This window comes from Streptomyces sp. NPDC060049, from assembly GCF_042736715.1.
Classification (GTDB): domain Bacteria; phylum Actinomycetota; class Actinomycetes; order Streptomycetales; family Streptomycetaceae; genus Streptomyces.
The window spans coordinates 62691-87289 of record NZ_JBHWVV010000022.1 but is presented as its reverse complement, the minus strand read 5'-3'; the positions used below and the strand labels follow the sequence as shown (position 1 = coordinate 87289).

The window sequence follows — 24599 nt, the reverse complement described above, 5'->3', positions numbered from 1 at the left end:
TAATCGCACCAAGTGGTGCGACGGCCGGGCCGAGAGCGCACCACGTGACGCGGGGAGGCATACGCCATGGCGTGGCTGTTGGTCGTGGTCGCCGGAATCCTGGAAACGGGCTTCGCGGTCTGCCTCAAGCTGTCGCACGGCTTCACCCGACTGTGGCCGACCGTCGCCTTCGCGTGCTTCGCGCTCGGCAGTTTCGGCCTGCTGACCCTGGCCCTGAAGAAGCTGGACGTGGGTCCGGCCTACGCGGTGTGGACGGGCATCGGTGCCGCCGGGACCGCCATCTACGGGATGATCTTCCTCGGCGACCTGGTCTCCACCCTCAAACTCGTCTCGATCTCGCTGGTCATCCTCGGCGTCATCGGACTCCAGCTGTCCGGCTCGGCACACTGAGGCCCGGCCCGTCGAGCAGCCGCAGCAGTTCGCCGGAGCCGGGTCCCGGCGGGCCGGCCGGGGCGATGAGGTAGGACACCGCGAGGCGCACGGCCAGCTCGCACCGGTGCGCTCCCTCGCCCGGGGCGAAGACGTCGCCGGCCCGTTCGCGTACGGCGCGGACCAGCTCCGCGGGACCGAGCGCGGGCAGTCCCGGCCGCACTCCCCGACCGGCCGGCACGGGTAGGTTCCCGTTCCAGCAGCCCGTCAGCAGGGCCCGTACGAGGGGGCGCGCCCCGGCCGCCCGCACCGTCCACTCCGCGACGGACGCGAGCCGCTCGGCGGGGGCGCCCGGGGAGGCGAGCACCCGGTCCACGCCGTCGAGGTACCAGGCGGCGTCGCGCCGGACCAGCGCGTGGCCCAGGCCCGCCTTGCCGGCGAACTCGTTGTAGAGGGTCTGGCGCGACACCCCGGCGGCGGCCGCCACGTCGACCATCCGAACGGCCGGCCAAGGGCGCGCCGCGAGCGCCGCTCCCGCCGCTTCCAGCAAGGACTCCCGGGCCGTCGGCACCGTCGCCTCCCCCTTTGACGTCACCGTCAGAGTTGACGGGCCGACAGATCCTGTCAAGGGTGCGCGCGGCGCACGGTGGACGCCCCGCACGGGGCCCCGGCGGTCTCGGTACTGTTCGGCCATGCCCGAGTATGACGATGACCTGCGCCTTGCCCTCGAACTCGCCGACGCGGCGGACGCCGCCACGATGGAGCGGTTCCGCGCCCTCGACCTGAGAGTCGAGACGAAGCCCGACATGACCCCGGTGAGCGAGGCGGACACCGCCACCGAGGAGATCATCCGGGCCGGGATCTCCGCCGCGCGGCCCGACGACGCGATCCTGGGAGAGGAGTACGGCCTCAAGGGCGACGGCCCCCGCCGCTGGGTCGTGGACCCGATCGACGGGACGAAGAACTACGTGCGCGGCGTGCCGGTCTGGGCGACGCTGATCTCCCTGATGGAGGCGGACCCCGAAGACCCGGCCGGGGCCTTCCGGCCCGTGGTCGGCGTGGTGTCCGCCCCGGCGCTGGGCCGCCGCTGGTGGGCGGCGCGCGGCCAGGGGGCGTACGCGGGGGGCGCGCTGGGCGAGACCACCGCACTCGGCGTCTCCAAGGTCGCCGACCTCGCCGACGCCTCCTTCGCCTACTCCTCGCTGAGCGGCTGGGAGGAGCAGGGGCGGCTGCCGGGCTTCCTGGACCTGACCCGGGCGTGCTGGCGCACTCGGGGCTACGGGGACTTCTGGCCCTACATGATGGTCGCCGAGGGCTCGCTCGACCTGTGCGCCGAGCCGGAGCTGAACCTGTGGGACATGGCGGCCCTGGCGGTCGTGGTGGAGGAGGCCGGCGGCCGTTTCACCGCCCTGGACGGAACGGACGGGGTGCACGGCGGGAACGCGGCGGCCTCCAACGGCCTGCTGCACGAGCGGATGCTCGGTCTCTTGCGCCCGCGCGCCTGACCCGTGCGCCCGGTCCTGCCGAGCGCGCCCTCTTGATGACACTCCGTGTCCGTGGGAATCTGGGACTCCTCCGCTTGTGCGCTTGTGAAGGCCTTCTCTAAGTGCGGGCCCGCACGACGCACCCCACCCGAGCGGAGGGACTCACAGGAGGTGGCTCTCTTCATGCTCGTCCGTGACGCCATGAGCACCGTGATCCTCACCCTCGGACCCACTCACACCCTGCGTCAGGCGGCCTGCCTGATGTCCGGCCGCCGCGTCGGCGCGGCCGTCGTCCTCGATCCGGAGCACAGCGGCATCGGCATTCTGACCGAGCGCGACATCCTCAACTCGCTCGGGGCCGGACACGACCCCGACCGCGAGGCCGTGGGCGCGCACACCACCAACAACGTGGTTTTCTGCACGCCGGACGCCACCGTGCAGGAAGCCGCCGAGGCGATGGCCCACGGCGGCTTCCGGCACTTGATCGTGCTGGAGGACGGCGGTCCCGTGGGCATCGTCTCCGTCCGCGACGTCATCCGCTGCTGGGCTCCGCTCCGGCACACCCGCGTACCCGCGTAGGAGCCGGAAAACGGCCGACGGACCGGCGCCCCACTCGGGGACCCCGGCCCGTCGGCCTCCTACGGCAGGCGCCGGATCAGCCGCGAAGGGCCTGGACCGCGGCTTCCAGACGCTTGCCGAAGTCGCCGTCCGCCTGGCGGAAGTTGTCGATCGCGCGCTCGACGATGTCGTCGCGCGAGACCTTGGCGATGAAGCCGGACAGGTTCTCGATCAGGCGGGCCTTCTCGTCCTCGGAGTACAGGCGGTAGAGGTTGCCCGCCTGGACGAAGTCGTTGTCCTCGCTGTGCACCGCGGCGGGGTGGTTGCCCGTGCCGCCGGTCACCGCGGTGGATACCCACAGCGGACGGTCCGTCTGGTGCGGGCCGCCGAAGCTGTTCGGCTCGTAGTTCTTCGCGCCCTTGTGGCGGCCGTCGTACAGGTAGCCGTCACGGGAGTTGGTGCGCGCCTCGGTGGCGTGCGGACGGTTCACCGGCAGGTGGTCGGCGTTGATGCCGACGCGGTAGCGGTGGGCGTCGCCGTAGCCGAAGAGACGGCCCTGGAGCATCTTGTCCGGGGAGGGACCGATACCGGGGACGAAGTGCGCCGGGGAGAAGATCGACTGCTCGACCTCGGCGAAGACGTTCTCCGGGTTGCGGTTGAGCTCCAGCTTGCCGATCTCGATCAGCGGGTAGTCCCCGTGCGGCCACACCTTGGTGAGGTCGAACGGGTTGAAGCGGTACTGGGCCGCCTCGGCCTCCGGCATGATCTGGACCTGCACGGTCCAGGACGGGAAGTCGCCGCGCTCGATCGACTCGCGCAGGTCGCGCTGGTGCGAGTCGGGGTCCTCGCCGGCGAGCTGGTTGGCCTCGGCCTGGGTGAGGTTCTTGATGCCCTGGTCGGTCTTGAAGTGGTACTTGACCCAGAAGACCTCGCCGGCCTCGTTGTTCCACTGGAACGTGTGCGAGCCGAAGCCGTTCATGTGGCGGTAGGACGCCGGGATGCCGCGGTCGCCGAACAGCCAGGTCACCTGGTGGGTGGACTCGGGCGACAGACCCCAGAAGTCCCAGACGTTGTCCGCCTCCTGCGAGCCCGTGTACGGGTCGCGCTTCTGGGTGTGGATGAAGTCGGGGAACTTGATGGCGTCCTTGATGAAGAACACCGGGGTGTTGTTGCCGACGAGGTCGTAGTTGCCCTCTTCGGTGTAGAACTTCAGCGCCCAGCCGCGGGGGTCGCGCACGGCGTCGGCGCTGCCGAGGTTGCCCGCGACGGTGGAGAAGCGCAGGAAGGTCTCGGTCTCCTTGCCGACCTCGGACAGGAACTTCGCACGGGTCCACTGCGAGACGTCACGCGTGAGCGTGAACGTGCCGTACGCGCCGGCGCCGCGGGCGTGCACCACGCGCTCCGGGATGCGCTCGCGGTTGAAGTGGGCGAGCTTCTCGAGAAGGAGCTGGTCCTGGACGAGTACGGGCCCACCGACGCCAGCGGTCTCGCTGTTCTGGTTGTCCGCGACCGGAGCCCCGGCCTCCGTGGTGAGCGGTCCCTGCTGCGTCACGTGCGCCTCCTGCGTCATTCCTGCATGTCCTGTCCTTGGCCTGTGCCGTTTTCGATCCTACAATGGACAATGTCTAAGTCAAGTAAACATCCAAGTCCGCACCGGTTCGGGAGTTACACCGAACCCCGCGCTGTTAGGGTGACGCCCATGAGTGACCTGCTGGAACGACTTCGCGGACGCGGATGGCGCATGACCGCACAGCGGCGCGTCGTGGCCGAGGTGCTCGACGGTGACCACGTTCACCTGACGGCCGACGAGGTGCACGCGCGCGCCGTGGCGAAGCTGCCGGAGATCTCCCGCGCGACCGTCTACAACACGCTGGGTGAGCTCGTCACCCTCGGCGAAGTGCTGGAAGTCTCCACGGACCGGCGCGCCAAGCGGTACGACCCGAACGCGCACCGGCCCCACCAGCACCTCGTCTGCGCCCGGTGCGGCGCGATCCGCGACGTCCACCCGGCGGGCGATCCCCTGGCCGACCTGCCGGACGCGGAGCGCTTCGGCTTCACCGTGTCGACGGTCGAGGTGACGTACCGCGGCGTGTGCCCGAACTGCGTCGGCGCGTAGCCGCCCGGCAGAACGGCAAAAAGGGGGGTGGGGCTCGTCGAGCCCCCACCCCCCTTCTTTCGTCCGCGCGCCGATCCCCGCTTTTGCGGTCTTGGCATCCGGAAACGACTGAAGGCCCGGATCCAGGGGATCCGGGCCTTCGAGCCTTCAGTAGCGGGGACAGGATTTGAACCTGCGACCTCTGGGTTATGAGCCCAGCGAGCTACCGAGCTGCTCCACCCCGCGTCGGTAAACCTGACTGTACGCGAGCCATGCGAGCAGATGCAAATCGGTTAACCAGCCGGACCCCGACCCTCGTGGGGACGCCCCGCGGGCCGTCCGGAAGCGGCGGGGCGAGCCGGGGGCCGGGACCCGGGGTCGGGATCCCGGCTCGCAAACCGCCGTCAGGTTGAGAGCTCCTCGGCCAGGGCGTCGCGCAGCCGGGCCGCGCGCTCCGAGACCTCCGCCGGGCCGAGTTCCTCCGCGCGCACGCACCACTTCTGGCCCTCCGCCAGGTCCCCCTGGCGGGCGGCGAGCAGTCCCAGCCGCAGCGCCGCGCGGCCGTGGCCGGCCACCGCCGCCCGCGTCCACCACAGCGCCGCCTCCGGCTCGTTCCCCTCCCGCGCCAGCAGCAGCCCCAGGTTGAACGCCCCGTTGCGCGAGCCGGCTTCCGCCGCCTCCCGGTACCACCGCGCGGCGACGGACAGCTCGCCCCGCGCGGCGGCGAGCATGCCGATCCGGACCTGCGCCCGCCGGTGGCCCAGCTCTGCGGCCCGCTCGTACCACTCCTCGCCCTCGCTCTTCGGCGCGCCGCCCACCGGCTCGCCCAGGGCGACCGGCTCCGGCGGCGGGGCCAACGACTCCAGCAGCGAGGCCAGCCGGAAGGCGGCCTCCGCGCTGCCGCCGCCCGCCGCGCAGCGCAGGTGCCGTTCCGCGGCCCGCTCCTCGCCGTCGCGGACCAGCGCGATGCCGACCTGCAGGGCCGCGTCGGTGTGTCCGGCCGAGGCGGCCCGCTCGTACCACTTCAGCGCGGTGCGGTCCTCGTCGCGGCTGGCGAAGAGGATGCCGAGGTTGAACGCGGCGTCCACGCTGCCGGCCTCCGCCGCCTTGGAGAACCACGGCTCCGCGCCCGCCGCGTCCCCGACCTGGAGCAGCATGATGGCCAGCGCGTTGGCCGCCTCGCGGTGCCCCGCGTACGCGGCGCGCCGGTACCACTGCTCGGCCTGCGCCGTCCGTTCCTGCGCGGCGCACAGCAGCGCGAGGTTGTACGCCCCGTTCTGGTCGCCCGCGTCCATCGCGGCCCGGTACCACTTCTCCGCGGTCTGGGTCTCGCCGCGGGCGGCGTGCAGCGCACCCAGTGCGTTCGCCGCGTTGCCGTCGCCGTCCTGCGCGGCGCGCAGCCACCACGTGGCCGCGTTCTCCTCGTCGCCGGCGTCGCGCAGCAGGAAGCCGAGCGCGCACGCCGCCCGCGGCTCGCCCTGCTTCGCGGAGGTCAGGTACCAGCGCCCCGCCTCCTTCAGTTCGCCGCGCGCCTCCAGCAGCGTGCCGAGGTGCAGCGCGGCGCGCCGGTGCCCGCGCGCGGCGGCCTGCCGGTACCACTGCTCGGCCTCGGCCGGGTCCCCCTTGCGCAGGTGCCGCGCCAGCCGGTACGCGGCCTCGCGGTGTCCCTGTTCGGCGGCGGCCCGGAACCAGCGCTCGACTCCCTTGTCCCCGCGGTGCTCCAGCAGGTCCGCGAGCCCGTACGCACCGAGCGCATGGCCGGATTCCGCCGCCTGGCGCATCCAGTACTCGGCGGCGGGCTCGTCGCCCCGCTCGCGGTAGTGGCGTCCCAGGGCGTGCGCGGCCGGGGCGGATCCGGCCACGGCGGCTACCCGCCACCAGCCCGCGGCCTCGTCGGGGTAGCCGCGCTGGTGCAGGAGCACACCGAGGTTGTTGGCGGCGGCGCGGTCGCCCTCGGCCGTCGCCCCGCGCAGGTACGGCTCGGCTCCGGCGAGGTCGCCGCGGCGCAGCAGGAGCGCCCCGAGCACGCTCATGGCGCCCGGGTCCCCCTTGTCGGCGGCGGCCCGGTGGCGGGCTTCCAGCTCGGCGTCGCTGGCCGCGTCGGCCAGTGCGAACGCCTCGTCGTCGAACACCGCGTCGTCCTGTGCCGTTTGCGCCGGCTGCTCCGTCCGCTCGGCTCGTGTGGCTGGAAAAGCCCGCACGGAGGCCGCGGCTGCCGTGTCCCATGCCGGCCGCGTGGTCATCGCGGTCCGCACGTCAACAGTCTGAGCCGCCCCATCGGTCTCCGTACCCGACTCGGCCTCCGCCCTCACAAACCGCCCTGTCTCCAGCAGAGTTGACCTGTCCCCCATAAATCCCATCGTCGCATCACCTGCTACCCGCGTACACCTGGTATGTCGCAGTCAGTGAGGTCACTACAGCGTTTTGTCGACATGCCCACAGAGAGACAAGTCAAACACGTTCGCACCTCAACTCACCCACCCCAGCGACCCCAGAGCCCCCACGTCGGTGAAAAACGCGAGTGCGCCGGACATGACGAAGGCCCGGATCCATCGGATCCGGGCCTTCGACTTCAGTAGCGGGGACAGGATTTGAACCTGCGACCTCTGGGTTATGAGCCCAGCGAGCTACCGAGCTGCTCCACCCCGCGTCGGTAAAACCACAGTATCACGACACGGGGTGGGGCCATTACCGCTATCCGGTCGGCTCGGGAGTCGTCAGCTTCGCCTCGGCATCGATCGCCCGCTTCAGCGCGGCCTGCAGGTCGCCTTGAGCCTTGCCGTACGCCGCCCAGTCGCCGGCCTTCAGCGCCTTGTCGGCGTCCTCGACCGCCTTCTGCGCGTCCGAGAGGGCCGCCTTGACCGTCGGGTCCTGGCTGACAGGCGGCTGGTTGGTGCCGTCGCCCGGCGGCGGCGGGTTGGTCGGCGTGGTCGGCGCCTCGGCCCCGAACACCACGTTCAGCGCCTTCTCCAGGGTGTCCTCGAAGGCCGTCTGGCCGCCGTAGGTCACGAGCACCTTGCGCAGCAGCGGGTACTTCAGCCCGGAACTGCGCACGTACACCGGCTCGACGTAGAGCATTCCGCCGTCGAGCGGCACCGACAGCAGGTTTCCGTATTCGACCTCCGAGTCGCCACCGCGCAGCAGGCGGATGGATTCGGCGATCTTCGGCTCGGACTGGAACTTGCTCTGCACCTGCTTGGGACCGTCGACCGGCTTGCTGGTCGGCAGCTTCAGGATTCTGATCTTGCCGTAGTCCGGTGTGCCCGGATCGGCGTTGACCGCCATGAAGGCGCTCAGGTTGTCCCGCTCGTTCGGCGTGAACGTCGTCGTGAGCGAGAAGACCTGGTCCTTCTCCTTCTGGCCCGGCATCTTCATCGACTGGTAGTACGGCGGAACCGCCGTGCCGGCCTTGGTCGTCGGGTCGTCCGGGACGGCCCAGGCCTCACTGCCGCTGAGGAAGGTCTGCGGGTCGGTGACGTGGTACCGGGTCAGCAGCTCGCGCTGGACCTTGAAGAGGTCCTGCGGGTAGCGGATGTGGTCCATGAGCGACTTGGAGATCTCGCTCTTGGCCTTGACCGTGCCGGGGAACGCCTTCATCCAGGTCTTGAGGATCGGGTCCTGGGTGTCCCACTGGTACAGGTCGACCGTGCCGTCGTACGCGTCGACGGTGGCCTTCACCGAGTTGCGGATGTAGTTGACCTGGTTCTCCTGGGCCACCACCGCGCGCTGGTTGTTCGTCAGCGAGTCGTGGGTGCTCTCGCCCAGCGTGGTGCGCGAGGCGTAGGGGTAGCCGTTGGTCGTCGTGTACGCGTCGACGATCCACTTGATCCGGCCGTCGATGACCGCCGGGTACGGGGCGCCGTCGATGGTCAGCCACGGGGCGACGGCTTCGACGCGATCCTTGGGCGTGCGGTTGTACAGGATCCGCGAGCCCTCGCCGATGGCGCCGGAGTACAGGATCTGCGGCTCGCTGAAGGCGAGAGCGTACGCGGCGCGGTTGACCGGGTTGTCGAGGTTGACGCCGGAGTCGCCCTTGTAGCTCGTCTCCTTCTCACCCTTGTCGTCCGAGTAGTCGAGCTCCTTCTGCGGTCCGCCGACGATCGAGTACTGCTTCGTCTGCTCGCCGTAGTAGATCCGCTGCTCGAAGTCCGTGCCGAACATCCCCTTGGAGGGGAGGTCGGACTGGGTGAAGTCGGGGGCGCCCTGGTCTCCGACGGTGGTGCCCTTGGCCGCGACCACGCCGTAGCCGTGGGTGTACTTGAAGTGGTCGTTGATCCAGTTGTTCTTCGGGATGCCGCCGATGTTCAGCTCGCGCAGCCCGATGACCGTGTCCTGGCCGCTGTACCGGTCGACGGCGAGCGTCGACGGGAAGGCGTAGTAGCCCTTGACCTGCTGGAGCTGCTGGAAGGCCGGGGAGACGATGTTCGGGTCGAGGAGGCGGATGCTGGCGGTCGTGTCGGCCGCCTTGCGCAGCTGGGCCTTCTCGGTCCCCTCGGCCGGGACGCCCGCGTAGTCCGTCACGTCCGTGCCGGCGACCCCGTACGCGTCGCGCGTCGCCTTGATGTTCTTCTCGACGTACGCCGATTCCTTGGCCTGCTCGTTCGGCTGGACCTGGAACTTCTGCACGATCGCCGGGTACAGCCCGCCGATCAGGATCGCCGAGAGGACCATCAGGCCGAAGCCGATGACCGGGAGCTGCCAGGTGCGCCGCCACAGCGTCGCGAAGAACAGCAGAGCGCAGATCGCCGCGATGGCCACGAGGATCGTCTTGGCCGGCAGGTAGGCGTTGGCGTCGACGTACCGCAGGCCGGTCCAGTTGTCCGCGGCCTTGAAATCGCTGGACTTCACGGCGAGGCCGTACCGGTCGAGCCAGTAGGCGACCGCCTTGAGCGTGACGAAGAGGCCGAGCAGGACCGACAGGTGGCCGGTCGCCGCGGCGGTCGCCCGCGCACCGGGGCTCGTGACGCGCAGTCCCCCGTAGAGGTAGTGCACGACGGCGGCGGCGATCACCGAGAGCACGGCGGCGGCGAAGCCGAAGCCGAGCAGGAAGCGGTACCAGGGCAGGTCGAAGGTGTAGAACGACACGTCCAGGTTGAACTGGGGGTCCTTCTGCCCGAAGGGCACCCCGTTCACGTACATCAGCCAGGTCTTCCACTGGCCCGCCGCCGACGCGCCCGCGATCAGTCCGACCAGCGCGGCGATGCCCAGGAGCAGCCACTTGCGGTACGGCGCGACGCTCATCCGGTAGCGGTCGAGGCTCTGCTGCTCCATCGACATCGCGCTGAGCGGCGGCCGGAGCCGGTAGGCCAGCCAGATGTTCAGCCCGACGGCACCGGCCATCAGCAGGCCGAAGACGGCGAAGAGGCCGACCTTGGTCCACAGGGTGGTGGTGAAGACGGTGGAGTACTTGACGGAGCGGAACCAGAGCCAGTCCGTCCAGAAGCCCGCGAACATGATGAACGCCATGGCCAGGACGGCCAGGACGCCCAAGGTCATCAGAAGAGTCCGGGCGCGCCGGGACGGGCGGCCGACTCTCATCCGTGGCCCGGAGGGGCCTCCGCCGCGGTCCGGCATCTGGAAAGCCAAGGTGCGCACCTCGAAAGTCGCTGTGTGTAAGTGATGCTGAGATTCTTCAAAGCATGGGCCCCCGATCGTAGGGCCCACTCATGCAACTTACTGAGGCTTTAGTCAGTTCCCGTTATCCGGGAGAAAGGAGGCAGGATGTTGTCCATGTCCAACCTTTCGCCGTCCCCCGGCACCCCCATGGCGGCCAGCCCGCTGACCCGTGCCGTCCTCGAAATCGACGAGTACGCCTCCACTCTCGGCTGGGACAAGCCCGCCAGGCTCTTCGCCCTGGTCGACACGGCCAAGCTGCGCAAGGAGGCGCCGGGAGTCGCCCGCCAGCTCGGCCTGGACCAGGACGACACGGGCAAGAAGCAGCTCACCCCGATCGAGCAGGACGAGGTGCCGGCCGGGACCCCGCTGGACAAGTTCCTGGGAACGATCGCCTGGCCGCCGTCGATCCTCGGCTGCGCGCTGACCGTGGAGCGCCTGATGCTGCCGCCGTCGGCGGAGTCCTCCGTACCGGAGGGGCTCAGCGACAAGCAGCTGGCCACGTGGGTCGCCGCCCACCCGGACCGCCAGGAGGTGCGGCTGACCGTGGGCGTCCTGCGCGACGGATCGCGCGAGTCGGCCGTACGGCTGCGGGAGAAGGACTCGGCGAACGAGGTGCTGACCGGCGCGATGCTGGTGCCGGGTCTCGCCGAGGCGCTGTCCGCCACCTTCCTCGACTAGGCCGTCTCTTTCGGATCTTGCCGGGCCGGCGGGCGGGGCCGGGGGGACGCGGTCAGGACGCGGTGCACTGCGTCAGTCCGGCCGTGTCCCCCTTGCCGATCTTCTCCAGCGCCTTCACCGCGTCGTCGATCGTGGAGACCTTCAGCAGCGTCAGCCCGTCGGGCACGTTCGTCGCGGCGGAGGGGCAGTTCTCGGCGGGCGTCAGGAAGTACTCTGCGCCGGCCTGGCGTGCGCCGATGGTCTTCATCTGGATGCCGCCGATCGGACCGACCTTGCCCGCGTCGTCGATGGTGCCGGTGCCGGCGATGAACTTGCCGCCGGTCAGGTCCTGCGGGGTGAGCTTGTCGACGATGCCGAGCGCGAACATCAGGCCGGCGCTGGGGCCGCCGACGTCGGCGAGCTTGATGTCGATCGCGAACGGGAAGGTGTGGTCGGTGTCGGCCCGGATGCCCACGATGGCGTGACCGTCGTCCTCGGCCTTGCCCGCGGTGATCGTGACCTTCGTCGTGCCGGTGGGCTCGCGGTTGGCCTTCTCGGCCTCGGCGGCCTCGGCGGCGGGCACGATGGTGAATTCGACCGGCTCGCCGGGCTTGTGCTTGGTCACGAGCTTGGCCACGTCCCCGGGGGCGTTGACCGGGGTGCCGTCCACGGCCTTGATCACGTCACCGGCGTGCAGCACACCCTCGGAGGGGCTGCCCTTGACCACGGTGGCGACGATCACGCGGGCGGCGACCGGAATGCCGAGCTGCTTGAGGGCGGCCACCTTGGCGCTCTCCTGCGACTGGCTGAACTCCTCGGCGTTCTCCTGCGTGGACTCGCGGTCCGTCTTGCCGTTCGGGTACAGGTTCTCGTGCGGTACGACGATGTTGTCGCCGGCCGCCCAGCCGTACACCGCTTCCAGGAGGTTCATGTCGTAGTCCGCGCCGGTGACGCGGACCGTCGTCATGTTCAGGTGCCCGGTGGTCGGGTACGTCTTGCGCCCCGAGATGTTCAGGACCGGCTCGCCGTGTGAGTCCCCGAGCGTGTTCACCGTCGGGCCCGGACTCATCTCGGAGTACGGGACCTTCATGAACACCCCTGCGCAGAGCAGGGCGAAGAGCATGAGGGTGGAAGCGAGCATCGTCGCAGTGCGGCGTGGCATGGATCGACAGTACGGGACGGCCCTGACGAGCGGCCTGCGGGGCCGGTCCGTACGGGGGCGGGGGCGCCTCAGACGGCGTCGGAGCCGGAGTGCGCGTCCGCCTTCGCCCGGATCTGTTCGGTCTTGCCCATGGCTTCACGGAATCTCGCGTATCCCGCGAGCTCGGATATGTCTCCGGTCGTGCGGTCGCGAGCCGCCCAGCTGCCCCATATCGCCGCTCCGATCGCGGCGAACAGCGGAATCAGCAACCACGCCAGTGACGCCATGGGCGTGCCTCCTTACCCCGAAAATACGTGTTGTTGGTGGCTTCAACGCTGGTGCCCGGGAGGGGGTTACGCAAATCGAGGGCGTGTTGCGCGTCCGAATGGGGTAAAACGGACGGCTTCGGGGGTCAGCAGGCGCCGACCCACTCCTCCGTGCCGTCCGCGAACGTCTGGTGCTTCCAGATCGGAACCTCGTGCTTGAGGTCGTCGATCAGCATCCGGCAGGCCTCGAAAGCCTCGCCCCGGTGCGGGCAGGAGACGGCCACGACGACGGCGAGGTCGCCGACGGCGAGGTCGCCGACGCGGTGGACGGCGGCGAGGGCGCGGACCGGGTACTTCGCCACGACGCGCTCGGCGACACGGCGCATCTCCGCCTCGGCCGTCGGGTGGCAGGAGTAGCCGAGCTGGTCGACGTCCGCTCCGCTGTCGTGGTTGCGCACCGTGCCGACGAAGAGCGTCGTACCACCCGTCGCGTCGTCGCCGACGGCCTGGAAGACCTCGTCGATCGAGAGCGGGGTGTCACGGATTTCGAGGAGCCGGATCGGGTCCGAAGCGGCCTGCTCGCCGGGGTGGTCGAAGTGCGGTGCCATAGCTTCCATCGTGCCCTAACCGCCGACGCGGTGGAATAGCCGATTCACCCGGCCCGCACCCCCGCCCTTGGGAGCCTCCTACAGGAACCCCGATCCGGCCCCGCCGGGGCGCCCGTCCCGGCGGCGGCCCGGGCGGCGGCAGGGGCCGGGCCCGTCAGATCCCCCGGCGCCTGCGGGCCGCGCGGACCACGGCGGCGGCGCCCAGCAGGGCGACCGTCGCACCCGCCGCACCCGCCGCGGTGGCGTCCTTGCGCCCCAGCCTGCGGCCCGCGACCGTGTGCCGGCCCGCGACCTCCTGGAGGAGCTCCGCCAGGACTTCCTCGTTGGTCCAGCGCGGCCGCCAGCCCGCCGCGTGCAGCCCGCTGACACTGACCACCCACGGGTGCATCGTGTACGCCAGGTCCCCCGCCGGGGACGGGGTCAGGCCGATGCGGTGCAGCCGGGCCGCCGCGCCCAGGGCGACGGCGGACGGGAGCTCCATGCGGCGGATCCCGCTGAGCTCCTCGACCTCCTCCTGCTCCAGCCAGCCCTCGCAGCCCACCGCCAGCTCGCCCTCGACCTTCTCCAGCGCCGCGTACTCCAGCGCGCTGACCAGGTCCTCCACGTGGCAGAACTGCCAGGTCGGGCGGGACCCGGCCACCACCAGCAGGCGCGGGGACTCGAAGTAGCGGGTCAGCGCGGTGTCCGTACCGCCGACCAGCACGGCCGGGCGGACCACGGTGACGTTCAGGCCGGGGTGGGCGCGCGGCGCCCGGCGGCCCAGGCGCTCGATCTCCAGCAGGTCGCCGACGCCGGTCGCCTCGGCGGTGGCCCGCAGCTCGGCGTCCTCGGAGAGCGGGATGTCGTTGTCCGGCAGGGCCCCGTAGACCATCGCCGAGGTGCAGAGCACGACCCGGTGCACTCCGGCCGCCGCCGCGGCGGTGAGCACGGTCTGGGTCCCGCGCACGTTGTACGCCGTACGGGCCGCCGGGTCCGTCTCCAGGTCGAGGTCGAGCGCCAGGTGCACCACGACGTCCGCGCCGCGCAGCTTCTCCGCGATCGCGGGGTCCCGTACGTCCAGGAGGTGCCACTGCGCGGCCGCGCAGTCCCCGCGCCGCTCGTCGATCGCGACGACCTGCTTGACCTCGTCGGACGCGGCCAGCCGGCTCACCAGTGCGGCGCCGACACCCGAGGCCGCGCCCGTCACGGCGATCACGGGGCTGCGCCGCGCCGTACCGTCGGGGTTACGCGGCTGGCGAACGCCTTGGGCGCCGTCACCGTGCTCAGCCCGGCTTTCGGCCTCGTGGGGCCCTCGGCCGTGCTCGTCGGAGCCGTGATTGTCCAAAGCGTGCGGATCTGGGGAACTCACCAGGCGTCTCCAGCGGTTGTCTTCAGTAGGTGCGCGCCGCAGCGCGTACCTACCAGGTGATGTCCATCCTGCCGCAGGCCGGGAGTCGACGGAGCACCGAGCCCGGAAGCGGGTCCGGTGTCTAGGCTGGGTGATGTCGTCCGACCATTGCCCGCCGGCCCCCGCCGGCGGCCCTACGAGCCGAGGAAACCCGTGAGCGACACCCCATTCGGATTCGGCCTTCCGCCCGAGGAGCCGGACAACGGCGACGAAGGCGGGAAGAAGGGCAATCAGGGAGGTCAGAGCGGCCCGAATCCGTTCGGGTTCGGTGCGGGCCTGCCCGGGGGAGCCGGCGGCCAGGGCGGCGCCGACAATCCGTTCGCGGCGATGTTCGGCTCGATGAACCCGAACGACCTGGGCGCGGCCTTCCAACAGCTCGGCCAGATGCTGAGCTACGAGGGCGGACCGGTCAACTGGGACATGGCCAAGGACATCGCCCGCCAGACCGTCGCGCAGGGCACTCCGGACGGGGTCAAGGACGCCAGCGTCGGCCTCGCCGAGAAGTCCGCGGTCGAGGAGGCCGTGCGCCTCGCCGACCACTGGCTGGACGACGTCACCTCGCTGCCGTCGGGCGCCGCGACGGCCGTCGCGTGGAGCCGCGCCGAGTGGGTCGAGGCGACCCTCCCGGTGTGGAAGGAGCTCGTGGACCCGGTCGCCGAGCGCGTCGGCGCGGCCATGGGCGGCGTCCTGCCCGAGGAGATGCAGGCCATGGCGGGCCCGCTGCTCGGCATGATGCGCTCCATGGGCGGGGCCATGTTCGGCCAGCAGATCGGCCAGGCCGTGGGCACCCTCGCGGGCGAGGTCGTCGGCTCGGCCGACATCGGTCTGCCGCTGGGCCCGGCCGGCAAGGCAGCGCTGCTGCCGCTGAACATCGAGGGCTTCGGCAAGGACCTGAGCGTCTCCTCGGACGAGGTCCGGCTGTACCTGGCGCTGCGCGAGGCCGCCCACGCGCGTCTCTTCGCGCACGTGCCGTGGCTGCGCTCGCACCTCTTCGGCGCGGTCGAGGGGTACGCCCGGGGCATCAAGGTCGACACCTCCAAGCTGGAGGACGTGGTCGGCCAGCTCGACCCGTCGAATCCGGAGCAACTGCAGGAAGCCCTCCAGGGCGGCATGTTCCAGCCGCAGGACACCCCCGAGCAGAAGGCCGCGCTGGCCCGTCTGGAGACGGCGCTCGCGCTGGTCGAGGGCTGGGTGGACGCCGTCGTGCACGAGGCGGCCAAGCCCCGGCTGACCTCGGCGGACGCCATGCGGGAGACCATGCGCCGGCGGCGTGCCTCCGGCGGCCCGGCGGAGCAGACCTTCGCGACGCTGATCGGGCTGGAGCTGCGGCCGCGCCGGCTGCGCGACGCCTCGCGGCTGTGGGCCTCGCTGACCGACGCGCGGGGCGTGGACGGGCGGGACGGGCTGTGGGAGCACCCTGACATGCTGCCGACCGCCTCCGACCTGGACGACCCGGACGGGTTCGTGCACCGCGAGCAGCTGGACTTCTCCGAGATCGACAAGATGCTCGGCGAAGCCGCCCGCAAGCACGAGCAGGACGGTGAAGGCGAGAAGTGAACCTGCACGACGACGCGGTGGCGGTCCTGAAGGCGTACGGGGACCAGCCCGAGCTGCGCGACCTGTATCTGGAGCACCTGGCCGCCCACCCTGACGGGGTCTACAAGCCCTGCGGTGCCGGGCACGTCACGGGCAGCGCGCTGGTGATCGACCCGGAGCGGGGCCGCGTACTGCTGACCCTGCACAAGAAGCTCGGGATGTGGCTGCAGATGGGCGGGCACTGCGAGCCCGGTGACACGACGCTCGCCGGGGCCGCCCTGCGCGAGGCCGTCGAGGAGTCGGGCATCACCGAGGGGCTGACGCTGCTGCCCGGCGGTCCGGTGCGCCTCGACCGGCATCCCATCCCGGCGCCGTGCAACTGGCACCTGGACGTGCAGTACGCGGCGCTGGCGCCCGCCGAGGCGGTCGAAGCGATCAGCGAGGAGTCGCTGGACCTGCGCTGGTTCCCGTACGAGGAGGTGCCGGCGGTCGCCGACACCTCGGTCGTGCGGCTGGTGGAGGCGACCCGGGCCCGGCTCTGACCCCGGCACGGGACACGCGGGAGGGGCGGCTCCGCCGGTGCGGGACCGCCCCTCTCGCGTCTGCTGCGCGCCGGATCAGTTCCAGGCGTTGTTCTGGTTCTGGGCGTGGGCGCCCTGCTGGCCCACGCCGAACTGCGCCGCCGCGCCCTGGCCGATCTGGGCGTTCTGCGGCGGGAGCACCTCGCTGGGCTGGACCAGCGCGAAGCCGGTGCCGAGGAAGCTGAGCTCCCAGCCCTCGCCGGTGTTGCCGCGCCGCCGCCACACGCCGGTGGAGTGCGTCTGGGCCTGCATCTGCACGCGCAGCGAGGTGGACCAGGCGACGACGGCGTCCGCGTCGGCGTTGACGTACTTGTCGGGCGTGACCTGCATCATCAGCGGCTGCCCGGAGGTCATGAGCGCGACCTTGCCGCGGCCGGTGATGTTGAGCTGGTACTTGCCGGAGCCGGAGATCCCGTACTGGCTGTCCACCGCGATGACCTCGGTGTGCAGGGTCGAGTCGAGAGCCAGTACGTAGCTGCTGTCGACGGTGAGGCCCTCCTGGTCCACGTCCAGGACGTGGACGTACTGGGCCAGGTTGGCCAGGTAGACCGTGCCCTGGCCCGAGCAGCGCATCAGGTCCAGGCCCTCGCCGGTGCGGCGGCGGGCGTTTCGCTGGTTGGCGCTCTGGTACTCGCCGTCGAAGTCGATGATCCCCTGGTAGGCGACCATGGCGCCCTTGCGGGCGAGCACGTCGTCGGAGCCGCTCAGGGAGACCCGCAGCAGCTGCGGGTTCTGGACGGCGTACCGCTCCTGGGACTGCGCCTCGGCGTGGGCGAAAAGTGAACTCTGCATGCTGTGCCTTCTCCCCCTCAGCCCCGGGCCCGGAGCCGGTCGGTGCTGTCCTCGCTGGGCTGTACGACGACGATGCCCTGGCCGGAGAAGGCCATCTGGTAGGCCTCCCCGCTGCCCCGGCCGATCAGCGACGAGGCCTTGAAGCTGCTCTTCCCCTTGACCTTGAGGTTCGGGGACCAGGCGACGAGCGCGTCGGGGTCGACGAACGTCTCGTCCTCGCCGCGCCCGCAGTCGACCACGATCGGGGTGCCGCGGGAGGTGATGGCGACCCAGCCTGTGCCGGCGACGGAGACGTTGAAGAGTCCCTGGCCGGCGAACTTGGCCATGCCCTTGACCCGCTCGACGCCCCACTGGAGGTGGGCGTCGAAGGCCAGGAGGTTGGTGCCGTTGACGGAGAGGGAGTCGTTGTTGAGGTTGATGACGACGACGTCCGCGCCGTAGTCGGCGAGGTAGAGCAGGCCGTCGCCCGTGCACTTCATCAGCGGGGCGCCCTCGCCGGTGAGCCACTGCGAGGCCATCTGGCGCACGGCCGGCGGGTTGGGCTCGTACTGCACGAAGCCCTCGTAGGCGACCATCGATCCGGTGCGCGCGAAGAGGTCCTGGCCGCTCTGCATGGCGACCTTGAGCATGGCCCGGCCGTGGTTCTCCATGCGGGCCGTGACGGGGGTCGGGGCGTAGCCCGCGAGCTGCTGGTTCATAGCGTTCATGGCATTCATGTGGGGCTCCCTCAGACCTCGTACGGCTGGACGACGATGAAGTTGCCGGGAGCGCCGCGGAACTGGAGGTTCACGGTCTCCCCGCTGTGGCCGGGGTAGGCGTTGCGGCGCAGCCGGACCTGGCTGGAGATGATCACCTGGGCGGCGGACGACCACGCGACGATGGCGTTGCTGTCGGCGAAGGTGGTCGGGGTGACGGGCAGGACGACGGGCACGCCGTGCGTCTTGACGATCACCGTGCCGGTGCCCTGGAACTGCATGGTGAACAGCGCGCCGCCGGGGATGCCGTGGCCCTCGATGCGGCGGACCTCGTGCTGGAGCGACTCGTCGAAGGCGAGGACGCTTTCGGCGGAGACGCAGATGCCGTCGCCCTGGAGCTCGATGGCGTGCAGGTGGGCGCCGGCCTCCGCGAGGAAGACCTGGCCGCGGCCGGTGCAGCGCATCAGCTGCATCTCTTGGCCGGTGGCGTTGCCGACGACGCGGCCGGCGAAGCCCGCGCCCTTGTAGCTGAAGTCGACCTTGCCCTGGTAGAGGACCATGCTGCCCTGACGGGCGAGGACGCCCTGCCCGCCCATCGACAGGTCGACCCGCATGAGCTGCTGGTTCTGCGGGGTCCAGCGCAGGCCCGTCGGGGCTTCCTTGTACGGCTGGAGCGCGGCGGCGAGTCCGGCGCCGGCGGCGGGCGCCGCCTGCGCGGGCCGGCCGTAGCCGGGCTGCTGCCCGTACGGGGGCTGCTGTCCGGGGAACTGGCCGGGAGGCGCTGCGGGAACCTGGCCGTACGAAGGCTGCTGCGGCTGCCCGTACGGCGCGGGGGCCGGGGCGGGCGGCGGGACCTGGCCGTACGAAGGCTGCTGCGGCTGGCCGTAGGGCGCGGGGGCCGGCGGGGCCAGGGGGGTGCCCATCGGCGCGGCCATGGTGGGGGCCGCGTGGACGGGCTGCTGGTACTGAGCCGGGGCGGGGACCTGCGCCGGGGCCTGGGGCGGCGCGCCGGCCGGGGCTCCGAAGGCCGGGGCGGGAGCCTGGGGCCCGCCCTGCGCGGGCGCGCCGAATGCGGGCGCGGGGCCGGCGGCCTGCGGCGGCGGGGCGAAGCCGGGGGCGCCGGCCGGGGCCTGCGCCTGCGGCTCGGGCTGCTCCTCCTCGGCGACCTCGCCGCCGAAGTTCTTGAGCAGCGCGGCGAGACCGCCGTCGAAGCCCTGGCCGACGGCGGCGAAGCGCCACACGTCCTTGAGGTAGAAGTCGCCGATCATCAGCGCGCGCTCGGTGGTGAACTCCGAGCCCGTGAAGGTGTACCGGACGACCTCTTCGCCGCCGGCCACGATCCGGATGTAGCCCGGGCCGATCTGCGACATCTGGCCGGCGCCGTCGATGGAGGCGGCGAAGGAGAGCTTGTGGATGTTCGCCGGAATGCGGTCCAGGGTCACCCGGAAGGATTCCGCGTCACCGGCCTGGGCGCCGAGCTGCTGGATGGACTCCTCCGGCGACTTCGGCTGGTTGAAGAAGACGAAGTACCGGTCGTCAGAAAGCTGCTCGTTCGCGTCGAGGCCGAAGCAGCTGATGTCGATGGCAAGTCCGGGCCCGGCGATCTGGACGCCCACGTAGAGGTCCGTGCCCGCCGTCAGATCGCTGATTTTGGCCTTGTGACCGCGTTGGAATTCCCTGGCCATACGTAAGACCGTCCCCCATCCCGACTGTGAATGCGTGCCGCTCAGGCTAACGGCAACCGCGGACATCCGGCCAAGTCGGTACCGACCCGGTACATATCACGGGGTGCGACATCACCGGCAATTGCGGATCATTCGTCCCGCGTGGAAGGGACTTTCGGAAGGCGCTCGGCGGCGACGACCCCTTCGAGGTAACCGCGGGCCCGCTCGGTGCGCGGGTACGCCTCGAGCAGCTCCCAGAAGCCGGGGCCGTGGCCGGGCACGAGGAGGTGGGCCAGCTCGTGCAGCAGCACGTAGTCGACGACGTACTCCGGCATCCCCTGGAGGCGGTGCGAGAGCCGGATACTGCCCTCGGCCGGGGTGCAGGAGCCCCAGCGGGTGTTCTGGTTGGTGACCCAGCGGACCGTGCGGGGACGGGCGCGGCCGCCGAAGAACTGCTCGGACAAACGCTCGGCGCGCTCGGTGAGTTCCGCGTCCCCGAGGGTGCGCTTGCCCTCCTGCGCCGCGAGCTTGTCGAGCATGACGCCCACCCAGCGCCGCTCCTCCGCCTCGGACATCCGGGCAGGGATGAGGACGACCGTACGATCACCCTCGCGGTAGGCGGATACGGTCCTGCGGCGGCGTGCGCTCCGGCGGACTTCGACGGCGCGCTGCGGTGGATCGGCGGACACGCCACGACGGTACCCGCTCGCCGTGGCGGAAGTCCCGCCCCTCGGGGCTCGAAGGTGATCGATTCGCAGCCGCCCCGGAGAGAACCCCAATCATCCATTTCATATGCCTTATACCCCTCGCCTGTGGACAAACTTTCACGCCCCCTCCGACGGCCGGGCAATCTTGCGGAAAGCGACGCGAGACGAGGCGGCGCGTGAATCGAGGGAGGGTCCCGATGTATCCGAAGGTGAAGTCCGCATTGGCCCGGGCCTGGCGGGACACTCAGACCGTGCAGTTCGGGGTGACGCCCGCTCACGCGGTCGTCCTGGGTCCGGTCGACACGGCCACGGGCGCGTTCCTCGACCTGGTCGACGGGACCCGGGGCATGGAACTGCTGCGCGCCCAGGGCAAGGAGATGGGATTTCCGGACGGGCGGGTCGACGAGGTGGTGCGGCGGCTGGCGGCGGCCGGGCTGCTGGACGACGCCACCGCGGGCGGCCCGCGCGCCCAGGCCGTGCGGGACCGGCCGCAGGCGCTGGCCCGGCTCGGCCCGGACCTGGGTTCGCTCTCCCTGGTCCACCCCCGGCCGGGCGGGGACTTACAGGGTGTGGCCGCCCGCCGGGCGATACGGGTCCAAGTGCGCGGGAGCGGCCGGGTGGGCGGGGTGATCGCCTCGGTACTGGCGGGAGCCGGCGTCGGCCGCGTCGACGTCCTCGACGGGGGCCGCACCCAGCCCCAGGACGTGGCACCGGGCGGGCTGGGCCCCGACAGCGTGGGCCGGCTGCGCGCCGAGGCCGCGCGGGCGGCGGTCCGGGAGGCGGCCCCCGGCCGGGGACCGCGGACCGGGGAGAGCGGCCGACGGAACCGGGGCTGTCACTGGTGGTGGTCGCGCCCCGGGACGGGCTGCACTCCTGGGCCCCGGACCCGCAGACCGCCGCCGACTGGATCGCCACCGGCACCCCCCATCTGTACGCGGGGGTGCTGGAAGGGACCGGGCTGGTGGGGCCGCTGGTGCTCCCCGGGGCCACGGCCTGCGCCGGCTGCATGGAGCGCGACCGCGTGGACCGGGATCCGGCCTGGCCGCGGATGCTGGTCCAGTGGCGGTCCGCCCACCGCCGCCGCGGCGTCGGCGCCTGCGATCTGGGCTTGTCCACGGCGGTGGCCGGCCTCGCCGCGGCGCACGCGCTGTCCTTCCTCGACGGGGAGCTGCCCGCCTCCACCGCCACCCGCTGGGAGACCTCGCTCCCCGCCCTCCACTGGCAGCCGACCCCAGTCCTCCTCCACCCCGACTGCCCTTGCGGCGCGAGTGGACGCCCCGAGCCTGTCGCGGTGGGATCGACCGCGGCACCACCGCTTGGACCGGCTGCGGGATCGGACTCCGGGACGCGGAGAGGGCCATGACAGGATTGCCCGTGGCCGAGGCGCCGTCCGAAGGCCGTCGGGGCTCTCCCGAAGCGCCGCTTGCGGCTCAGCTGTCTGGGAACTGGAGGGGCGTATGTCTGATCTTCCCCGGAAGGCGGTCACCCGTACCGTCAAGCTGGCCGCGCTGCCCTTGGGCATCGCGGGCCGGGCAACGTGGGGCCTCGGCAGGCGGATCGGGGGCAAGTCGGCGGAGATCGTGGCCCGCGAGCTCCAGCAGCGCACCGCCGAGCAGCTGTTCCGCGTGCTGGGCGAGCTGAAGGGGGGCGCCATGAAGTTCGGGCAGGCGCTCTCGGTCTTCGAGTCGGCCCTGCCCGAGGAAGTCGCCGGCCCCTATAGGGCGGCGCTGACGAAACTCCAGGAGGCGGCCCCGCCGCTGCCCGTGGCGACGGTTCACCAGGTGCTGGCGGAGCGGCTCGGCGCGGACTGGCGGGAGCTGTTCGAGGAGTTCGAGGACAAGCCGTCCGCGGCGGCCTCGATCGGGCAGGTGCACCGCGCGGTGTGGCACGACGGCCGGCAGGTGGCCGTCAAGGTCCAGTACCCGGGGGCAGGCGAGGCGCTGCTGTCGGACCTCAAGCAGCTGGGCCGGTTTGCGGGGCTGCTGGGACCGCTGATCCCGGGCATGGACATCAAGCCGCTCATCAAGGAGTTGCGCGACCGGGTCTCGGAGGAGCTCGACTACGAGCTCGAGGCCGAGGCGCAGCGGACGCACGCGGACGCCTTCGACGGCGACGAGGACGTGTTCGTGCCGGACGTCGTGCACCAGGGCGACCAGGTGCTGGTGACCGAGTGGATGGAGGGGACCCCGCTGTCGGAGGTGATAGCCGACGGCACCCAGGAGGAACGCGACCGCGCCGGACAGCTGCTGGCCCGGTTCCTCTTCTCCGGCCCCGCCCGCACCGGACTGCTGCACGCCGATCCGCATCCGGGCAACTTCCGGCTGTTGTCCGGGGCGGACGGCCGGACCCGGCTGGGCGTACTGGACTTCGGGACGGTCGACCGGCTGCCCGGCGGCTGGCCCAAGCCCATCGGCAGGTCGCTGCGACTGGCGCTGGACGCCGACGCCGAGGGGGTCTACGGGCACCTGCGCGGCGAGGGGTTCGTGCGCGAGTCCATCGAGCTGGATCCCGACGCCGTGCTCGACTACTTGAGGCCGATGCTCGAACCGGCCGAGGCCGAGGAGTTCACCTTCGCCCGGCCGTGGCTGCGCGGCCAGGCCGCGCGGATCGCCGATCCCCGCTCCCCCGCACACCAGTTGGGGCGCCAGATCAACCTGCCGCCTTCGTACCTGCTGATCCACCGGGTGACGCTGAGCACGATCGGCGTCCTGTGCCAGCTCGGTGCGACGGTCCGGCTCCGCGACGAACTGGAGTCCTGGCTGCCCGGGTTCCTGCCCGACGAGGGCTGAGCCGGCCGGCGGCGTCCGCCTCGGCGGTGCGGGTGGCGCTCACCACCAGGCGGAGTCGAGACGGCCCTCGATGGCGCGGAGGTTGGCGCGCGCGCAGTCGACGCAGAAGTACTGTCTGGTCCCGTTCTCCACGGAGCAGGTCCAAGTGGGCGGGGCGCCGGCCGGGGACTGGGCGCCGCAGCGCGCGCAGACGACGGGCGGGGCCTCGTTTCCCGGCGGGGCCGGGCGGGGCTTCGGCTGGTCCACCTCCAGACGATATCGCCGCGAGGGGTGGAGGGCCGACAGCAACGCACCGGGGGGACCCGTCCGTTCGGACGGGTCCCCCCGGTGCGTCGCGGCGGAGCCGGAGCTCCTCGCCGCCTGTGACGCTGTCAGTGCATGACGGCCATGGCCAGCGCGCGGCGGGCGCGCAGCGAGACGCGCTCGGCTCGCCGCTGCATGCGCCGCGCGGCGACCACGCGCAGGGCGCGACGTTCCACGTCGACCTCACGCATACGGTCGGCCATATGGGCACGAGCCAGGGCTTCTGGGATGAGTTGCATTTCGCGGGTCCTGTTCTGACGCGAGGTGATCGCGCCGGCGGTGATGAAGTCTGCGGTGGCGGCGCCGTGCGGCTGCTCGCTCGTGGTGGCGTAGGGGGACATGAGGGCCTGCTTCAGGGGGTCGTGCGTCAGGGGGCGGTCGATGGTTCCGTTGGCGGTCATGCCGCGACAACCGGGTTCTTGCGCGGACGGCCACGGGGACGCTTCCGGGCTACGACGACGCCCTGGACGAAGAGCTCTCCACCCCAGACACCCCAGGGCTCGCGGCGCTCGAGCGCACCGGCGAGGCAGGCCTCGACCAGCGGGCAGGTGCCGCAGAGGGACTTCGCGTACTCGACGTCCGCCGGGGACTCGGCGAAGAAGACCTCGGGGTCGTAGGTACGGCAGGCGACGGGTACGCCGAGGTTCTCGATGGCGTCGTCGAGCGCGGTCAGCGTGGTGAGGGGAGTCAAGGTGGAGTCCTCCGGGACTGCGGGCGGGGAGAGGGTCTGGGTCTTCGGTACGGACGGGGCGTGCGCTTCGAGTTGCACGGTGGTTTCTTCCTCGTCTTGTTCGTCTGGTCGTTCCGGCCGGTCGGCCGGGGGCGGCTGGGCTACGTCGTCACACCGACCGGCCTTGCCGGGTCCCGTGCCCCCTTCGCTCCGTCGCCCCCTGTTCGGGGACAAACAGAAGGGCCGCGGATCCCGGGTGGGTTCCGCGGCCCTGAAGGCGCCGGCCTGATCATGCGATCAGGCTGGATCACTCCAGGGTTCGAGCCCACGGAAGGCCCACATCAGGTGGTGCTGCTGCTTCGTCTGCTTCGTCTGGCGCTTGAATCCGGCACTGGCGGCACCGGCTGCGGCCGCGAAACCATAGGCGCCATGCGCCTGGGCTTCTGCTGCCAGTACTGCCACCGGTGCCTGGGTCGGTCGCTCATTGCGCTCACTGACCAGCAGCGCGGCGGGCGCGGCGGCCAGGACAGGGCTGTCGGCGAGGCAAATCGCGGACAGACCGGTACCCGTGAGCGGGAGGAGCGAGGAGGAGCCGAGCGTGCAGGAAGCGGCAACCGAGCGATCGGTCATTTTGGTGGTCGTCATGAAGCTGGTCACTGGTTTCGCCTCCTCTCGGCGTCT

Annotated in this window: 24 protein-coding genes, 2 tRNA genes and 1 pseudogene; 9 read left to right on the top strand and 18 right to left on the bottom strand. The window is 71.4% G+C overall.

The features are described 5' to 3' along the window. Nucleotides 1-66: 66 nt before the first annotated feature. Complete coding sequence (locus tag ACFWBY_RS31750) at nucleotides 67-390, top strand: multidrug efflux SMR transporter (protein ID WP_328300718.1); 324 nt, start codon at nucleotides 67-69, stop codon at nucleotides 388-390. Here the strand turns inward: ACFWBY_RS31750 and ACFWBY_RS31745 are convergent. After that, on the bottom strand, nucleotides 356-940 hold the full coding sequence (locus ACFWBY_RS31745; protein WP_385335652.1) for a TetR/AcrR family transcriptional regulator: 585 nt from the start codon (nucleotides 938-940) through the stop codon (nucleotides 356-358). The genes ACFWBY_RS31750 and ACFWBY_RS31745 overlap by 35 nt on opposite strands. Before the next feature lie 121 nt (nucleotides 941-1061). Here ACFWBY_RS31745 and hisN point away from each other — a divergent pair, with 121 nt between their 5' ends. Both hisN and ACFWBY_RS31735 read left to right on the top strand, forming a co-directional pair. Next, a complete protein-coding gene (gene hisN / locus ACFWBY_RS31740) occupies nucleotides 1062-1874 on the top strand; it encodes a histidinol-phosphatase (protein ID WP_385335619.1) in 813 nt (270 codons plus the stop codon). A gap of 162 nt (nucleotides 1875-2036) precedes the next feature. After that, a complete protein-coding gene (locus tag ACFWBY_RS31735; protein WP_385335618.1) occupies nucleotides 2037-2432 on the top strand; it encodes a cyclic nucleotide-binding/CBS domain-containing protein in 396 nt (131 codons plus the stop codon). A 76-nt stretch (nucleotides 2433-2508) separates the two neighbouring features. Here the strand turns inward: ACFWBY_RS31735 and ACFWBY_RS31730 are convergent, their stop codons facing one another. Next, complete coding sequence (locus ACFWBY_RS31730) at nucleotides 2509-3981, bottom strand: catalase (RefSeq protein ID WP_385335616.1); 1473 nt, start codon at nucleotides 3979-3981, stop codon at nucleotides 2509-2511. 129 nt (nucleotides 3982-4110) lie between these two features. Here ACFWBY_RS31730 and ACFWBY_RS31725 point away from each other — a divergent pair, with 129 nt between their 5' ends. Further along, nucleotides 4111-4527 (top strand): Fur family transcriptional regulator, encoded by a 417-nt coding sequence (locus tag ACFWBY_RS31725; protein WP_385335614.1) that lies wholly within the window; start codon nucleotides 4111-4113, stop codon nucleotides 4525-4527. Between the two features lie 151 nt (nucleotides 4528-4678). Here ACFWBY_RS31725 and ACFWBY_RS31720 read toward each other — a convergent pair. The 4 genes from ACFWBY_RS31720 to ACFWBY_RS31705 form a co-directional block, all read right to left on the bottom strand. Further along, nucleotides 4679-4752: transfer RNA gene (locus ACFWBY_RS31720), tRNA-Met, on the bottom strand. Between the two features lie 158 nt (nucleotides 4753-4910). Continuing rightward, complete coding sequence (locus ACFWBY_RS31715) at nucleotides 4911-6866, bottom strand: tetratricopeptide repeat protein (RefSeq protein ID WP_385335612.1); 1956 nt, start codon at nucleotides 6864-6866, stop codon at nucleotides 4911-4913. 216 nt (nucleotides 6867-7082) lie between these two features. Then, nucleotides 7083-7156, bottom strand: a tRNA-Met gene (locus tag ACFWBY_RS31710). A gap of 44 nt (nucleotides 7157-7200) precedes the next feature. Beyond that, nucleotides 7201-10080 (bottom strand): UPF0182 family protein, encoded by a 2880-nt coding sequence (locus ACFWBY_RS31705; protein WP_385335650.1) that lies wholly within the window; start codon nucleotides 10078-10080, stop codon nucleotides 7201-7203. Between the two features lie 147 nt (nucleotides 10081-10227). Between ACFWBY_RS31705 and ACFWBY_RS31700 the strand changes: the two genes are divergently transcribed. Further along, nucleotides 10228-10800 carry a PPA1309 family protein gene (locus ACFWBY_RS31700; RefSeq protein ID WP_385335610.1) on the top strand — a complete coding sequence of 191 codons (573 nt, stop codon included), beginning with the start codon at nucleotides 10228-10230 and terminating at the stop codon, nucleotides 10798-10800. A 52-nt stretch (nucleotides 10801-10852) separates the two neighbouring features. Here ACFWBY_RS31700 and ACFWBY_RS31695 read toward each other — a convergent pair whose 3' ends face one another. The 4 genes from ACFWBY_RS31695 to ACFWBY_RS31680 form a co-directional block, all read right to left on the bottom strand. Further along, nucleotides 10853-11941 carry a PDZ domain-containing protein gene (locus tag ACFWBY_RS31695; RefSeq protein ID WP_385335608.1) on the bottom strand — a complete coding sequence of 363 codons (1089 nt, stop codon included), beginning with the start codon at nucleotides 11939-11941 and terminating at the stop codon, nucleotides 10853-10855. A 68-nt stretch (nucleotides 11942-12009) separates the two neighbouring features. Continuing rightward, on the bottom strand, nucleotides 12010-12207 hold the full coding sequence (locus tag ACFWBY_RS31690) for a hypothetical protein (protein WP_385335606.1): 198 nt from the start codon (nucleotides 12205-12207) through the stop codon (nucleotides 12010-12012). Nucleotides 12208-12332: 125 nt separating this feature from the next. After that, nucleotides 12333-12794 carry a molybdenum cofactor biosynthesis protein MoaE gene (locus ACFWBY_RS31685; protein WP_385335604.1) on the bottom strand — a complete coding sequence of 154 codons (462 nt, stop codon included), beginning with the start codon at nucleotides 12792-12794 and terminating at the stop codon, nucleotides 12333-12335. A gap of 154 nt (nucleotides 12795-12948) precedes the next feature. After that, nucleotides 12949-14142, bottom strand: coding sequence for an SDR family oxidoreductase (locus tag ACFWBY_RS31680; protein WP_385335602.1), 1194 nt, complete (start codon nucleotides 14140-14142; stop codon nucleotides 12949-12951). Nucleotides 14143-14334: 192 nt separating this feature from the next. On the opposite strand from ACFWBY_RS31680, the gene ACFWBY_RS31675 reads away from it, so the two are divergent. Together ACFWBY_RS31675 and ACFWBY_RS31670 are read left to right on the top strand one after the other, a co-directional pair. After that, entirely contained in the window at nucleotides 14335-15738 is a 1404-nt protein-coding gene (locus ACFWBY_RS31675; RefSeq protein WP_385335600.1) for a zinc-dependent metalloprotease, read from the top strand. Further along, nucleotides 15735-16259 carry an NUDIX hydrolase gene (locus ACFWBY_RS31670; protein WP_385335598.1) on the top strand — a complete coding sequence of 175 codons (525 nt, stop codon included), beginning with the start codon at nucleotides 15735-15737 and terminating at the stop codon, nucleotides 16257-16259. Before ACFWBY_RS31675 ends, ACFWBY_RS31670 begins: the two co-directional genes overlap by 4 nt. 75 nt (nucleotides 16260-16334) lie before the next feature. Here ACFWBY_RS31670 and ACFWBY_RS31665 read toward each other — a convergent pair whose 3' ends face one another. From ACFWBY_RS31665 to ACFWBY_RS31650, 4 genes are all read right to left on the bottom strand, one after another. After that, complete coding sequence (locus ACFWBY_RS31665; RefSeq protein ID WP_385335596.1) at nucleotides 16335-17090, bottom strand: AIM24 family protein; 756 nt, start codon at nucleotides 17088-17090, stop codon at nucleotides 16335-16337. A gap of 17 nt (nucleotides 17091-17107) precedes the next feature. Continuing rightward, the gene (locus ACFWBY_RS31660; RefSeq protein ID WP_385335648.1) at nucleotides 17108-17788 is read right to left on the bottom strand and encodes an AIM24 family protein; all 681 of its coding nucleotides are present in this window, start codon (nucleotides 17786-17788) and stop codon (nucleotides 17108-17110) included. Nucleotides 17789-17817: 29 nt separating this feature from the next. Then, on the bottom strand, nucleotides 17818-19470 hold the full coding sequence (locus ACFWBY_RS31655; protein ID WP_385335594.1) for a TerD family protein: 1653 nt from the start codon (nucleotides 19468-19470) through the stop codon (nucleotides 17818-17820). Between the two features lie 128 nt (nucleotides 19471-19598). Then, the gene (locus tag ACFWBY_RS31650) at nucleotides 19599-20138 is read right to left on the bottom strand and encodes a M48 family metallopeptidase (RefSeq protein ID WP_385335592.1); all 540 of its coding nucleotides are present in this window, start codon (nucleotides 20136-20138) and stop codon (nucleotides 19599-19601) included. Between the two features lie 215 nt (nucleotides 20139-20353). Between ACFWBY_RS31650 and ACFWBY_RS31645 the strand changes: the two are divergent. Continuing rightward, nucleotides 20354-21519, top strand: a pseudogene (locus ACFWBY_RS31645) (ThiF family adenylyltransferase). A gap of 94 nt (nucleotides 21520-21613) precedes the next feature. Next, nucleotides 21614-22945, top strand: coding sequence for an ABC1 kinase family protein (locus ACFWBY_RS31640; protein WP_385335590.1), 1332 nt, complete (start codon nucleotides 21614-21616; stop codon nucleotides 22943-22945). A gap of 39 nt (nucleotides 22946-22984) precedes the next feature. Here ACFWBY_RS31640 and ACFWBY_RS31635 read toward each other — a convergent pair whose 3' ends face one another. From ACFWBY_RS31635 to ACFWBY_RS31620, 4 genes are all read right to left on the bottom strand, one after another. Then, nucleotides 22985-23191, bottom strand: coding sequence for a hypothetical protein (locus ACFWBY_RS31635; protein ID WP_385335588.1), 207 nt, complete (start codon nucleotides 23189-23191; stop codon nucleotides 22985-22987). Between the two features lie 125 nt (nucleotides 23192-23316). Then, nucleotides 23317-23649, bottom strand: a complete 333-nt coding sequence (locus tag ACFWBY_RS31630) for a hypothetical protein (protein WP_385335586.1) — start codon at nucleotides 23647-23649, stop codon at nucleotides 23317-23319. Continuing rightward, the gene (locus tag ACFWBY_RS31625; RefSeq protein WP_385335584.1) at nucleotides 23646-24017 is read right to left on the bottom strand and encodes a WhiB family transcriptional regulator; all 372 of its coding nucleotides are present in this window, start codon (nucleotides 24015-24017) and stop codon (nucleotides 23646-23648) included. Before ACFWBY_RS31625 ends, ACFWBY_RS31630 begins: the two co-directional genes overlap by 4 nt. Before the next feature lie 198 nt (nucleotides 24018-24215). Beyond that, complete coding sequence (locus ACFWBY_RS31620) at nucleotides 24216-24575, bottom strand: hypothetical protein (RefSeq protein WP_385335582.1); 360 nt, start codon at nucleotides 24573-24575, stop codon at nucleotides 24216-24218. Nucleotides 24576-24599: the final 24 nt, after the last annotated feature.

Bases quoted from the DNA above. Each gene is read 5' to 3' on its own strand.
- ACFWBY_RS31750 (WP_328300718.1), top strand. From the start codon at position 67: ATGGCGTGGCTGTTGGTCGTGGTCGCCGGAATCCTGGAAACGGGCTTC.
- hisN (WP_385335619.1), top strand. From the start codon at position 1,062: ATGCCCGAGTATGACGATGACCTGCGCCTTGCCCTCGAACTCGCCGAC.
- ACFWBY_RS31735 (WP_385335618.1), top strand. From the start codon at position 2,037: ATGCTCGTCCGTGACGCCATGAGCACCGTGATCCTCACCCTCGGACCC.
- ACFWBY_RS31730 (WP_385335616.1), bottom strand. From the start codon at position 3,981: ATGACGCAGGAGGCGCACGTGACGCAGCAGGGACCGCTCACCACGGAG.
- ACFWBY_RS31725 (WP_385335614.1), top strand. From the start codon at position 4,111: ATGAGTGACCTGCTGGAACGACTTCGCGGACGCGGATGGCGCATGACC.
- ACFWBY_RS31715 (WP_385335612.1), bottom strand. From the start codon at position 6,866: ATGGGATTTATGGGGGACAGGTCAACTCTGCTGGAGACAGGGCGGTTT.
- ACFWBY_RS31705 (WP_385335650.1), bottom strand. From the start codon at position 10,080: ATGCCGGACCGCGGCGGAGGCCCCTCCGGGCCACGGATGAGAGTCGGC.
- ACFWBY_RS31700 (WP_385335610.1), top strand. From the start codon at position 10,228: ATGTTGTCCATGTCCAACCTTTCGCCGTCCCCCGGCACCCCCATGGCG.
- ACFWBY_RS31695 (WP_385335608.1), bottom strand. From the start codon at position 11,941: ATGCCACGCCGCACTGCGACGATGCTCGCTTCCACCCTCATGCTCTTC.
- ACFWBY_RS31690 (WP_385335606.1), bottom strand. From the start codon at position 12,207: ATGGCGTCACTGGCGTGGTTGCTGATTCCGCTGTTCGCCGCGATCGGA.
- ACFWBY_RS31685 (WP_385335604.1), bottom strand. From the start codon at position 12,794: ATGGCACCGCACTTCGACCACCCCGGCGAGCAGGCCGCTTCGGACCCG.
- ACFWBY_RS31665 (WP_385335596.1), bottom strand. From the start codon at position 17,090: ATGCAGAGTTCACTTTTCGCCCACGCCGAGGCGCAGTCCCAGGAGCGG.
- ACFWBY_RS31660 (WP_385335648.1), bottom strand. From the start codon at position 17,788: ATGAACCAGCAGCTCGCGGGCTACGCCCCGACCCCCGTCACGGCCCGC.
- ACFWBY_RS31655 (WP_385335594.1), bottom strand. From the start codon at position 19,470: ATGGCCAGGGAATTCCAACGCGGTCACAAGGCCAAAATCAGCGATCTG.
- ACFWBY_RS31640 (WP_385335590.1), top strand. From the start codon at position 21,614: ATGTCTGATCTTCCCCGGAAGGCGGTCACCCGTACCGTCAAGCTGGCC.
- ACFWBY_RS31630 (WP_385335586.1), bottom strand. From the start codon at position 23,649: ATGACCGCCAACGGAACCATCGACCGCCCCCTGACGCACGACCCCCTG.